Source organism: Melioribacteraceae bacterium (genome assembly GCA_030584085.1).
In the GTDB taxonomy this organism is placed as follows: domain Bacteria; phylum Bacteroidota; class Ignavibacteria; order Ignavibacteriales; family Melioribacteraceae; genus SURF-28.
Genome location: CP129490.1, coordinates 1437764 through 1450427 on the forward strand (window position 1 = coordinate 1437764; position 12664 = coordinate 1450427).

Annotated in this window: 11 protein-coding genes; 2 read left to right on the forward strand and 9 right to left on the reverse strand. The window is 35.8% G+C overall.

The genetic code is table 11. From position 1 onward, the window contains the following. The first annotated feature begins 2 nt into the window (after window positions 1-2). Together QY331_06510 and QY331_06515 are read left to right on the forward strand one after the other, a co-directional pair. Window positions 3-1106 carry an efflux RND transporter periplasmic adaptor subunit gene (locus QY331_06510; protein WKZ70900.1) on the forward strand — a complete coding sequence of 368 codons (1104 nt, stop codon included), beginning with the start codon at window positions 3-5 and terminating at the stop codon, window positions 1104-1106. Window positions 1107-1117: 11 nt separating this feature from the next. Beyond that, entirely contained in the window at window positions 1118-4213 is a 3096-nt protein-coding gene (locus QY331_06515) for an efflux RND transporter permease subunit (protein WKZ70901.1), read from the forward strand. Between the two features lie 40 nt (window positions 4214-4253). On the opposite strand, the gene QY331_06520 is transcribed toward QY331_06515, so the two are convergent. From QY331_06520 to lysF, 9 genes are all read right to left on the reverse strand, one after another. After that, window positions 4254-4637 (reverse strand): hypothetical protein, encoded by a 384-nt coding sequence (locus tag QY331_06520; GenBank protein ID WKZ70902.1) that lies wholly within the window; start codon window positions 4635-4637, stop codon window positions 4254-4256. 32 nt (window positions 4638-4669) lie between these two features. Next, window positions 4670-6223, reverse strand: a complete 1554-nt coding sequence (locus QY331_06525) for a citrate lyase subunit alpha (GenBank protein ID WKZ70903.1) — start codon at window positions 6221-6223, stop codon at window positions 4670-4672. A 38-nt stretch (window positions 6224-6261) separates the two neighbouring features. Next, on the reverse strand, window positions 6262-6648 hold the full coding sequence (locus QY331_06530; GenBank protein WKZ70904.1) for a four helix bundle protein: 387 nt from the start codon (window positions 6646-6648) through the stop codon (window positions 6262-6264). A 24-nt stretch (window positions 6649-6672) separates the two neighbouring features. Continuing rightward, on the reverse strand, window positions 6673-7896 hold the full coding sequence (locus QY331_06535) for an aldolase/citrate lyase family protein (GenBank protein ID WKZ70905.1): 1224 nt from the start codon (window positions 7894-7896) through the stop codon (window positions 6673-6675). A gap of 80 nt (window positions 7897-7976) precedes the next feature. After that, window positions 7977-8255 carry a Txe/YoeB family addiction module toxin gene (locus QY331_06540; protein ID WKZ70906.1) on the reverse strand — a complete coding sequence of 93 codons (279 nt, stop codon included), beginning with the start codon at window positions 8253-8255 and terminating at the stop codon, window positions 7977-7979. After that, window positions 8256-8522 (reverse strand): type II toxin-antitoxin system Phd/YefM family antitoxin, encoded by a 267-nt coding sequence (locus QY331_06545; GenBank protein ID WKZ70907.1) that lies wholly within the window; start codon window positions 8520-8522, stop codon window positions 8256-8258. Between the two features lie 161 nt (window positions 8523-8683). Beyond that, a complete protein-coding gene (locus tag QY331_06550; protein ID WKZ70908.1) occupies window positions 8684-10117 on the reverse strand; it encodes an MmgE/PrpD family protein in 1434 nt (477 codons plus the stop codon). An 18-nt stretch (window positions 10118-10135) separates the two neighbouring features. Next, window positions 10136-10579: a hypothetical protein gene (locus QY331_06555; protein WKZ70909.1), complete on the reverse strand. Its 444-nt coding sequence runs from the start codon at window positions 10577-10579 to the stop codon at window positions 10136-10138. Between the two features lie 38 nt (window positions 10580-10617). Then, window positions 10618-12597, reverse strand: a complete 1980-nt coding sequence (gene lysF, locus QY331_06560; GenBank protein ID WKZ70910.1) for a homoaconitase — start codon at window positions 12595-12597, stop codon at window positions 10618-10620. Window positions 12598-12664 lie beyond the last annotated feature (67 nt).

The window sequence follows — 12664 nt, forward strand, 5'->3', positions numbered from 1 at the left end:
TCATGATAAAGAAAATCTCAATAATTATCTTGTCACTTTTGATATTGATTGCATGTGACGAACAGAATGACACAGTTAACGAGACTGTTATTCCTGTAAAAGTATATAATGTGAAACCAAATACAATTTCACAATATCTACGCTTGACAGGAAGTGTCGAAGCTGAAAATGATGCTATTGTATTTGCCAAGTTGAATGAAAAAATAGAAAAGATTTATGTTAAAGTTGGGCAGAATGTTAAAAAAGATGAAGTCATTGCCGAACAGTACAATGAAATTTTAAAACAGAATTTAGAAATGGCAAAAGCCGGGTTGAAATCCGCTGAGTCTCAATTCATATTAGCTAAGCAGAATTATGAAAGAATGCTAAAATTGTTCGAACAAAAAGCTGTAAGTCCCCAGCAATTTGATCAAGCTGAATCTCAAATGAAAACTTTAGAAGCCAATTTTGATCTTGCAAAAAGTCAGCTAAAACAAGCCGAAGAGAATTACGAAAATAGTTTCATTAAAGCACCTTTTGCCGGCGTTGTCGCAGCAATTAATTTTGATGAAAATCAAATGGTAACTGCCGGTCAAGCGGTTGCACAAGTCGTTAATTCTAAATCCATGAAAGCAAAATTAATGGTTAGCGGAACGGATGCAAATCATGTTGCACTTGGTCAGTTAATTGAAATTGAATTTCCATCAATACCGGAAGCGGTTTATCAAGGCAAAGTAAACCGAATTAATAAAGCTTTAAGCCCGGTTACAAATGCTCTTGAAATTGAAGTTATTATTTTGAATGCCGACGAAAGAGTTAAGTCCGGTATATTCGGTAAATTTAATCTTGAGTTGGTAACAAAAGATAACGTAATTATTATTCCCGAAACCGCGGTTCAACAGCAAACGGAAGTTAAAATTGATAGGGAAACCGGCGTACAAAAGTCGGTAAAAAAACACTTCACTTATAAAATTGATAATGACCGAGCCGTTTTGACTGAAATAAAAATTGGTATCAATAGTGACGGAAGAGTTGAAATAACTGATGGATTGAGTGAAGGCGATAGAGTTGTAGTGGTTGGTCAAAATATTATCAAAGATGGAGACTTGGTAAAAATTATCGAATAGGAAGCTTGTAAATGATACTTAGTAAATTTTCGTTACGTCGTCAGATCACATTAATAATGATTTACGCAATTGTGATCGGATTTAGTTTCTTCTCATTTTCTCAACTTAAAATTGATTTCTTCCCTGATATCACATTCCCGATAGCGGGAATTGTAACTAATTATTCAGGAGTTGGACCTGAAGATATAGAAAATCTCATTACGCGTCCTCTCGAAGAAAGTGTATCCGCCGTAAAAAATATCGAGAAAGTGAATTCCCAATCATTTAAAGGGGCATCAATAGTTACGCTTGAGTTTAAGTATGGTACCGATATGAACCAAGCGGAAGTTGATGTTAGAAAAAATATTGATTACATCCGAGACTTACTGCCACAGGATGCCGGTGAACCACTCGTATTTGTTTTCGATCCTTCAATGATGCCAATTTTGTTTTTAAATCTTAGTTCCGATTATCTTGGTTCGGCTGAACTAAGACGTCTTGCCGAAGAAACAATTGAACCACTTTTGGAAAGAGTCGAAGGTGTTGCTTCTGTTCAAACCCAAGGGGGTTTGCAAAGACAAATCAATGTTAATATAAATCCAACACTGTTGGCTTCTTACGGTTTATCACCTGATAATGTTGTAAATGCTATTCAACTTGGAAGCGGACTTTTACCCGCGGGCACGATCGAAACAAGGGATAAAAGTTATAACCTAAGAGTCTTTAGTGAGTATAGAACAATAGATCAAGTCGAGAATACAATCGTAACGATGAGAGGTAATCATCCTGTAAAAGTGAAAGACGTTGCAAAAGTTGAAGATGGATATAAAGAGAATGCGTCAGAGGTAAGAGTTGATAATGGTGAAGGTGTGATGATGTTTCTCATGAAACAATCCGATGCCAATACCGTTCTAACATCTCGTCGAGTCAAAGAAGTATTACCGGATATAATTGAAAGATTACCGCAAGGGACAAGACTAACTAATATGTGGGATCAAACTGATTTCATTTTATTATCAGTAAGCAATTTAAGCAACACTGCCGTAATTGCTTTTGTCATGGCCTTCATTGTAATCTATTTTTTCTTGAGAAATTTCCGCGGAAGTATAATTATGGGAATTTCAATACCTGTGTCGGTTCTAGCAACATTTGCGGCAATGTTTGCATTCGATATCACTTTGAATATTATATCCATGGCAGGACTTGCTCTGGCAATTGGAATGCTTGTTGACAATTCGATTGTTGTTCTCGAAAATATTTATCGTCACCGTGAAATGGGCGACAATAGTTTCATCGCATCCGAAAAAGGCGCTTCCGAAGTTGGTATGGCAATTACTGCTTCAACACTAACGACTATAAGTGTGTTTATTCCGGTTTTGTTTGTGCCGAATATTACCGGACAACTCTTTAAAGATCTTGTTTTGACAATTACGTTCAGTTTAATTGTCTCTTTGCTTGTTGCTCTAACATTAGTTCCGATGATGTCTTCAAGAATATTACAAATTGAAAAATCGACAGGCAATGGATTATTTAATAGACTTAAAAAGAAAGTTGGTGATTGGCTTGAAAATTTGAAAGTAAATTATGGTAAGATTTTAAGATGGTCATTATCTCACCGTAAAACGGTTATGAGTTCGGTTACGTTAATGTTTTTTATTTCTTTAGGACTAACAACATTTTTAGGCGGTGAATTCTTACCTAAGACAGATCAAGGATTTATAAATTTCATGATGGAATCACCATCCGGAACCCCTATTGAAAAAACACGATTATATGCTTATCAAATTGAAGATATTATAAATGATATTGTTCCGGAAGAAGCTCTTGAATCAATGGCTATTTTTTACGGTGAAAGAGAGGGAATTGGTGCATTCGGAACTACATCAAGTACTATTGAAACACTTATCAGACTTAAACCAAAAGAAGAAAGAAGTATAACACAGTTTGAAATTCAAGATTCGCTTCGTAAACGTCTTGATGATATTCCCGGCGTTACATACTTTTTCCAAGAAGGCGGGGCGTTCACCACAGAAAAAGATATTGAGGTGAAAGTAATTGGTTTTAACGTTGCCGGTGCCACAACTATTGCTAATCAATTGAAAGCTAAATTCGAAAAAGTTACCAGGTTTGTAGATATCACTCTGAATATTAAGGAGTCTACTCCTGAACTCCAGGTTCACTTAAACAAAGATGTACTCAATGACTTGAACTTATCTACTTTATCGGTTGCAAGTAATCTTTCAACAGCAATACAAGGCAAGGTAGTCTCTCAATTTCGTGAAGAAGGAGATGAGTACAATATCAGAGTTCAATTCGCAAAAGAATATCGAAATCAAAAAGAAGTTTTGGAACAAATGCAGATTCCGCTTTTCGATGGATCGCTGGTCCAATTAAAAGATATGGCTACTATTCTAGAGGAAGAATCTTCACCTACTATTTTTAGAGAGAACCAAGATCGATATGTTTCTGTTGGATTTGCTCTTTCGGGTGTTGATCTTTCTGCAGCTGTTGAAATTGTCAACAATATTATTTCAGAGACACCCATACCATCAGAATATCAAGTAATAATCGGTGGTACGGCTGAAGATCAACAAGAAGCTTTCTTCTATTTGGGCTTGGCATTTCTTGCTGCTATTCTTCTTGTCTATATGATTATGGCATCACAATTTGAGTCGCTTATTTCTCCGTTAATTATAATGTTTACAGTCCCGCTTTCGGTTATCGGCGTATTCGGTTTTCTCTTCATTACTGGAACTGCAATAAGTGTAATGGCTCTTGTTGGTTTAGTTATGTTGGTTGGAATTGCGGTTAATAACGGAATTGTTATGGTGGATTACATAAACCAAGTTAGAGAAAGAGGTTTTGAATTGATGGATGCAGTGATGGAAGCAAGTCTTGCAAGAATGCGCCCTGTTTTAATGACTGCTATGACAACAATTTTAGGAATGGTTCCTCTTGCAATTGAGCTTGGTTCAGGTGCCGAAACTTGGTCGCCGTTAGCTCGTGCAGTTATAGGAGGTTTAACAACTACTACTATTCTTACACTTATTGTTATACCGGTGCTTTACATAATTTTTGAGAGAATGTCAGAAAAGGCGAAAGCTTTTGTGAGAAGAATAAAAAATTAAGAAACAGAGATTCCATCTGCCAAAATGATGGAATCTCTTATTAGATAGTTATTGTTGTATCAAGATAGGTTGAATCATATCTCCAAAATCTTAAAATTTTATCACCACCGGATTGAAAAATAATAGAATGTTTAACTAGGATTGAGTCAATTACTTGTGGACAAATCTGACTGCCATCACTTCTTGCAAATACTTTTGCCGTAAATATAGTATCGTTCTGTGACTGTTCAACTCTATCAAAGTCCCAACAAGGTGTTGGGGTAGAATAAACCACATCTACAATTATTGAATTTTCTTCTATGGTAAGATTGATGATTCGTTCAGCAGAGACAGCTGCTGTAACTAAATTATTTGAATCATCGAAATCATTTACATTGCATGAGATAAAGAAAAATGTGATCAGTATTGAAATTAAATATCTCATAGTCGTACGTTAAAATTAATTTTCAACTAAAATTACGAATCTATATTAAAAACAGAATCGAGTAAAGTTCCGTCAACCCATTTTATAACTGCAACAACTTTATTTTTATTTACTTTTGGTTTTTTAGGAACTCCGCAAAGATCAACTACTTCGTCATAGATTTCTTTTATAGTTCTTATTGGAAGCGATGAACCTTTAACAGCTTTCAATAAATCTTTCCGATTCGGATTAATTGCAATTCCTCTTTCGGTTACGATTACATCTATTAATTCACCGGGACCAACAAGTGTGGTAACCTCATCAACAATTACAGGAATCCTATCCCTAAAAGAGGGGATTGCTAAAATTGTACATTTGGAGAAAAGACAGTTTTGCCATCCACCGATTCCGTGAAGTAAATATCCGTCTGAATGTGTTACAACATTTGCGTTAAAATTTAAGTCGACTTCGGTTGCACCTAATACTGCCGCATCTACAATAGATGCAAAATTTCCCTTGCCGTGATAATTATAACTTGTGAATGGTGAGGTGTTTACATGTTCGGGATTTTCTCGCATAGAACGAACACCTTCCAAATCAAAAGTTTGTCCGTCGAGAATGTAATCAGTTAATCCTTCTTCCAACATTTCAACGAGATATTTTGTACTGCCACCTCGAATAAATCTTGCTTTCACTCCGGCTTTTTTCATTTTCTCTCTTAAGTAAACGGCAAATGCTAAGTTTGTTCCTCCCGCTCCGGCTTGAAATGAAAAACCATCTTTCATTATTCCGGAATCCTCTAAGAATTGCGCTACATATTCTGCAATTAATAATCTATCGGGACTTTTAGTTACTTCTGTAGTTCCGCTTACAATTTTTGCCGGATCACCGAGTGAATCAATCTCCACTACATAATCAACATTGTTGCCTTGAATCTGCCAAGGGTAACAGGGGAATGGAATTAGATTGTCAGTTACAACAATAACCTTATCTGCATATTCTGAATCAGCTAAAGCAAATCCTATAAGCCCGCAAGCTGATTTACCTCTATCACCGGTTGCGTTTCCAAACGGATCGGCAGTTGGAGCGGCAATTACTGCAATATCAATTTTCACTTCACCGTCTTGTATTGATTGATATCTTCCACCATGAGACCGTAAAACTCCAATACCTTTCATCTTACCTTCGCTTGTATATTTCCCGAGCGGTCCGTTCATACTTCCTTCGATATGATGAATAGTTCCATCATCCAAATATTTTATTAAATGTTCATGACATGGAAAAGAAGCGGTAGGAAACCATCTAATGTTTTTAACACCTATTTCTTTTATAACATCGAATAAATAGTTTGTAAGAACATCTCCATTTCTTAAATGATGATGTGTTGAAATTGTCATCCCATCTTTAAGTCCGGCTTTCTTTAATGCTTCTTTCAAATTTATTACAACTTTATTCCCATTTGCCGGATAATCGGCACAGCTTCTAATCGGCGGCTTTGCTTTATTGCCTTTTGGCTTGTATTTACCCACCCCTTTAAATGGAATTTGTTTTTGATTGTTAACTTTTTCTGGGACTAATCTTCCGGCTTGGTTTTTTAGTAGTTTCATTGTCGCATTGTCCAATTGTCTAATTGTCGTACTTGAGTCTAAATCTTGAGTTTTGTATTAGTATAATTAATTAAGCTATTTATTGCTTTTGGTAATTTTTGTAATTCTGCAAATATATGATCGTATTCATTATCTGAAAGGAGTTTTCTAGCTTTAGCTTTTTCATTCCAATCCAAAGATTCATACATTGAACCAAAACTAATTCTATAAAATCTAATCTTATCTTTTTTTGTATATCTTCCAAACCCTTCTGCAATATTAGCAGAAATTGAATCGACTGCATCAGTAAATTGCGAGCCAATTGTTCGCTTGGCGAAATAATCCCATTTACTAATGATAGCCCAGACATAATTGCTTAACGCAAATGCAATTCGATAAGCTTCAATGTCATTCAATTTCAGATATTTAACCTGCTTTTCAACCATGTGACCATGCAGCCATTAAACCATTTATTGATTTTCTTCTCTCCAATTTTTCTTCAATAATTTATTTTCTTCAGCAAGTCTAACTATTCTTCTAGCACGTTTTACCACCGGTGCATCAATCATTTTACTACCGAGCGAAACAACACCTAACCCTTTTGCTTCTGCTTCTTCGAATGCGACAACTATTTTCTTTGCTTTTTCAATTTCACTTTCGGTTGGTAAAAATGTTTCGTTTACAACTTTAACTTGACGAGGATGAATGCAGCCTTTACCTTCAAAGCCGAGTAACTTTGCTTCTAATACGGAGATTCTTAATCCTTCCATATCACTCACATCGGAAAACACTGTATCAATTGCTTGAATCTTTGCAGCTTTAGCTGCGTTAATAATCATACTTCTTGCAAAAATACTTTCCTTGCCTTCGTTTGTTCTTTCCACTCCGATATCGGCTGTGTAATCTTCAAGTCCGACTGCGAGAGCACAATTATATTTTGAAGTAGATGCAATTTCATAGCTCTTGATAACACCAAGTGCACTTTCAATTATCGGCATGAAATAAATATCTTCTTTTACTTTGAATTCTTTTTTCAGCAGTTCAACAGTTTTCTCAATTTCTTTAACTTGTTCTATGCTTTCAACTTTCGGGATTAAAATTACATGAACATTATGAGGTACAATAAACTTGAGGTCATCCAATCCCTTAGGCATTTGATTGATTCTAACCATTCTTTCGGAACCATAAAAATCAATTGAACGAAGAGCATTTCTGACTATCAATTGTGCAGCTTCTTTTTCGGTTGGCGAAACGCTGTCCTCTAAATCTAAAATTATTCCGTCTGGTTTATGCAGTCCGGCGTTGGGATAAAATTTGGGTTCATTGCCGGGAAGGTATAATCTGCTTCGTCTCAATCTTTCTTTTGTCGTTTTGTATTTATTCTTTTTGTTGAATTCGGGTAGGTATTCTTTATCAATTTCGGGGAAGAGTTTTTTTATTGCAAGTTCGAATCGTGCACCAAGTGTAAATGGAAGCGCTCCGGAATCTTCGATTAAAATGTCGGCATTTTTCAAGCCGAAAAACTCAGACATTTTTGTTACTTCTTTACGTATCGAATCTCCAAACATCGAGTCGACTTTACTCTTTAAATCAATTTTTAATCCGCCCGATTTTTTTAATTCAATTTCGATGTAGCAATCTGATCTGACTTTACTTCCGCGTTTACCCGCGTTTCCGATTTTCTTTTCAGCCATATAAACCCCAAAACAAACCGCTAAGTCGCAAAGAAGACTTTGTGTCTCTGCGACTTTATGGTTAAGTATTATATAATTGCTTAACTGTAATGACCTAAAATTGAGATAATTTGGATCTCGCTTTTCTCTACTTTGTAAATCAATCTATCTTGAATATTGATACGTCGCGACCAACAGCCTTCATATTTATGTTTTAACGGTTCGGGTTTCCCTAAACCTTTGAATGGAGATTTTTGAATGTCATCAATCAGCATTGCAATTTTCTGTAAATACTGTTGTGCGTCCGGCTGATTTTTCTTTATAATTTTTATTTGCCTGAGCGATTCATTCGACCAAACAAGATTTCGTTTTTTAGGCAATTAAACACCCAGAGCTTCTTTAGTCGAAAGCTTTTTAACTTTTCCGCTTTTTACTTCTTTTAATCCTTTGTCAATACTTTTTAACCAATTGGGATTTGATAGAACGTATAAATTTTCTAACAAATTATCGTAATCCTCTTTAGAAAGAATAACAGCATCATTTCTCCCTTTTGAGCCAACAATAACAACAGGTTCTTTGTTTTTGTCAACCGAGTTAATCAATTTATTTAACTGATTCCTTGCATCTGTATATTGAATTGTTTGCATATCTATCTCTTAATTTATGACAGAATACTGACAGAAATATAATTGTATTTACACAAACTAACAAGACAGAATGAATTGTCACATTGTCCAATGGTTTAATTGTTGGTAAGGTAAAAGACTTCTAGCAATTAAACCATTCAGCCATTTATCCATTTCATCATTTAAACAATCAGTTTATCCATAAACTCTTTAGCAGAATAATTCTCTGCATCAAAGATTACTTCTTTAATTTCTTTTTGTCTTTCTTTACTTAATAGTTCAGATGACAATCCTTCAAATTTATTGTCAAGATCTGCTTCAGTCATCGGTTCACGCGGATCACCTTTCGGGAATTCCATATATTCATCAAATTCTCTTCCGTCCTTGGTTTTTACTACAACTTTCGACGGTTGTTTTGCAGGAAACATTTTTTCGAACTCAATGGATGGTTCACCCTTTATTTTATCTATTACTTCGAATATTCTTGGATCGTTTAATTTTTCTTCATCGAAAGAATGTCGAGTGATTTTTTTATCAACCATTGCTGCTGCCAGACAATAGGGAAGTGAGTGATCTGCTGTTTCGCGAGATTCCGGTCTATACTTTGCCGGATCAAAAAGAATATCATATGCTTGAGCGAAACAAGTAACTTTCACCTCATCTATGTCAGAGTACTCTAATTTATTTTTGGTCATTGCATTTAACACGCAAGAAATATGTGTATGTGTTAACGCTTCAGTTGGGAATGCTTTCATACCGCATTCAAGAATTTTATAATTTTTACCGAGATCCTTAATCAGTGCGTCAACATCCCAAGACCATTTGGAAATTCCGTCTCGTCCTTTCATCTCGGTTGGATTAATTTTTTCTTCCTTAGCGTTCCACCCAATGAACGCATCCATAAATCCTTCTTTACCTTCGAATACTTTTTCTGTTCCGCTAAATCCGCGCTGAGCCATTAATGTCGCAAACACTCCCGATTGAACAGCCATCGGATCGACTGTGTTTTTCATCATCGTGAGTTTACCTGCAGTCGGACAACCGATTGTATGATTGTGCGATCCATTTATTCCGATTGCATTTACCATCTGATCGACGGTTAAGCCTAAAACTTTACCGGCAACAATCGGTGAAACGAATTGAGTAAGAGTTGCGTGATGCCATTTACGTTCACGGACTCCCGGTTTTGCAAACAGACACATTCTTTGTTCAAACTCATATGCAAGCACGATGGCAACAATTACATCTTTCATATCTGCATCAACTAACTCGGCCGTCGATAATGCAGCCGGAATTAAATCCGATGGATGCGAAGGATCATCTTTCCAATAAATGTCATTAAAATCCAACGCTCGTATCATCAAAGAATTTACAAGAGTTGCATTAACTGCAGGAATTTTATCGCCAAAACCAATAACTGTTGATTCCGCCTTGCCTCCCATTTCTTTATAAATATCTCTGATAATATTTACATCTTTTGTATTGTACCCACCAAATGCACAGCCGATTGAATCATATAAATATCTTTTTACTTCATGAGTAACTTCTTTTGGTAAATCTTCATATTTAAGGTTAATAGCAAACTCTGCTATTGTTCTGGAAATGGATTTCTGCATAAACTCCTCTGAATATTATTATTTAATCTGGAAATACGGCTTATAAATGTTCATTATATTTTCTTTGAAATCGAATGGATCATGTTCCTTATCACCAACAAAAAATTTAAATTTCTTCATCCCGTTCTCATAATAAACTCGGTCGGGTACTCTTGGCTTTTTTGTATAATCCGGTTCAGTTTGAGATTTTGGATCATCAATTTCAATCCGGTAATTTTTCTTTGCAGTTATTATCTGTTTGCAAAGTTTAATGCAATCTTCACCAACCGCTTTTTGGACTAATCTTTTACCTTGTTGGGAAGAATGAAACGGAGCATTTTTAATCCATTCATGCAAATGGTATGCTGTTGAGACAAAATTAAAAATATTGTCGCCGTTCACACGAATATCGAGTTGCTCATAATCGCGGATGAGTTTTTCGAATATGTTGCGAGGAGTAGAAAATTCATGTGTTATTTTCATTGCCTACCTCGTATTTATTGATGAATGTTAATTTGATGCTAATTCTTTATGTTCTGCTTAACCCAATTTTCTAGTCCACCTACTACAATTAATTCTTGTGCTGCTGCTCCAACCGGACTAATATCAAATTCATTGCCTTCAAAAGATATTTTTGAGTTCTCAAAATTAATTTCGGCTTTTGTATAAGTATAGATTGTCAATTGGTTTGTGCCATATTTTTCTTTAAGATAATTTATTAACTCCGGTGATTCGATTAGAAGAAATCCATTATTAAGTGCATTACGTTGATAGGTTTGGCTAGCCGATCCTACAATTACACATTGAATGCCTCTATACTTTAATGCCGTTGCAGCTTGTTCACGTGAACTACCCGATCCAAAATTATAACCGCCAACAAGAATATCTCCGTTCTCAACTTTTTGAGAGAATTCAGGATCATAATTTTCCATAACAACCTTTGCTTGATCTTCGGGTTTAAAGTCATCTTGATAAGTATATTTACCTGGGTATATACCATCTGTGTTTAAGTTATCTTGATGACAATAAACTATTCTTCCTGTCATTTTTTCCGGAAACCCATCAATAATTTCAATGCTCGATGTGTCTGATTTCTTTTTCTTATTAACTTCAATGTAACCATTAATACCGGATTCATCATAGTCCATCTTAAAATCTATATAACCGGATATTGCCGATTGAGCAACGACTGCCGGTGAAGCAAGATATGCTTTCGCATCGGGTGAACCCATTCTTCCTTTAAAATTTCTATTTGTTGCCGAAATTCCAACTTCACCGGCTTCAAGTAAACCTATACCTAAACCAATGCAAGGCCCGCATCCGGGTGGTAAAGGAATTGCTCCGGCATTTAATAAGCTTTGCCAGTGACCAAAATACTCTGCATTTTTTTGTACTTCACTTGATGCAGCTGCGATATAAAATTTAACATGAGGTGCTACCTTTTTATCTTTTAAAACCGACGCAGCTTGTTCGATATCTTCTAATCTGCTATTAACACAAGAAACTAAATATGCTTTATCAATTTTCACTTTTTCTTTTCTTAATTCGGAGACAGACTCCATTACTTTAACAGAATTTGGTCCTGATACATGTGGTGTAATCGATGATAAATCAATGCTGATTGTTTTTGAATAAAAAGCATCATCGTCCGGTTGTAATTCTTTTTGTCTATCGAAAAGGTCATCGATTTTTTTCTTATTTAATCTTGGATGTACACCTTCACCGTCAATGTCCGATGGCACACCTTCAAGTCCGCGTCTCGCTATTGCACTTGCTCTTCTTGTCAGCCATTTAATTGTCGATTTATCGATAGGGAAGACACCGCCAAGTGCGCCCCACTCTGTTGTCATATTTGCAATTGTAAGTCTTTGATCAATACTGAGGCTTTTTATTCCACCACCGGTAAATTCAATAATTGTGTTTAGTACTTCATCTTTATTAAAAAAACCACTCAAAACTATAATAACATCTTTACCTGTTACACCATTTTGAAGTTGACCGCGTAATTCTACTTTTACTATGGGAGGAATTTGCCACCATGTTCTTCCGGTTGCCCAAATTGCGGCTGCGTCTGTTCTGACAATCGGAGTGCCTAGACAACCAATTCCGCCATACATGTTTGAATGACTATCGGATGCGACACACATTGTACCGGGGAATGCATATCCTTCTTCGATCATTATTTGATGACCAATTCCTCTTCCTGCCGGATAAAAATCACATCCCATCGATTTTGAAAATTCTTCAATTTTTCTGTACTTCTCCAAATTTTTTTCGGAAGTGTTCTGAATATCGTGATCTAGTGTGTGAACTACTTGTCGCGGATTTGCTAACTTGGTTGCACCGATACTTTTAAATTTTGGAATGACTGCACCGGTGTTATCATGAGTCATAACATAAGCAGGTTTTATAGAAACAAAGTCACCACTTTTTACTAGTTCATTTTTTGATAAACCTACCGCATGTTTTTGTACTATTTTTTCGATCAAGTTTTGTGGCATTTATTGTCTCCTTAGCGCTCTTTGCGACTCTGCGGTTTATATTTGAACCGCAAAGACGCTAAGCCGC

Coding starts and splice junctions, on each gene's coding strand:
- QY331_06510 (WKZ70900.1), top strand. CDS start 3: ATGATAAAGAAAATCTCAATAATTATCTTGTCACTTTTGATATTGATT.
- QY331_06515 (WKZ70901.1), top strand. CDS start 1,118: ATGATACTTAGTAAATTTTCGTTACGTCGTCAGATCACATTAATAATG.
- QY331_06520 (WKZ70902.1), bottom strand. CDS start 4,637: ATGAGATATTTAATTTCAATACTGATCACATTTTTCTTTATCTCATGC.
- QY331_06525 (WKZ70903.1), bottom strand. CDS start 6,223: ATGAAACTACTAAAAAACCAAGCCGGAAGATTAGTCCCAGAAAAAGTT.
- QY331_06530 (WKZ70904.1), bottom strand. CDS start 6,648: ATGGTTGAAAAGCAGGTTAAATATCTGAAATTGAATGACATTGAAGCT.
- QY331_06535 (WKZ70905.1), bottom strand. CDS start 7,896: ATGGCTGAAAAGAAAATCGGAAACGCGGGTAAACGCGGAAGTAAAGTC.
- QY331_06545 (WKZ70907.1), bottom strand. CDS start 8,522: ATGCAAACAATTCAATATACAGATGCAAGGAATCAGTTAAATAAATTG.
- QY331_06550 (WKZ70908.1), bottom strand. CDS start 10,117: ATGCAGAAATCCATTTCCAGAACAATAGCAGAGTTTGCTATTAACCTT.
- QY331_06555 (WKZ70909.1), bottom strand. CDS start 10,579: ATGAAAATAACACATGAATTTTCTACTCCTCGCAACATATTCGAAAAA.
- lysF (WKZ70910.1), bottom strand. CDS start 12,597: ATGCCACAAAACTTGATCGAAAAAATAGTACAAAAACATGCGGTAGGT.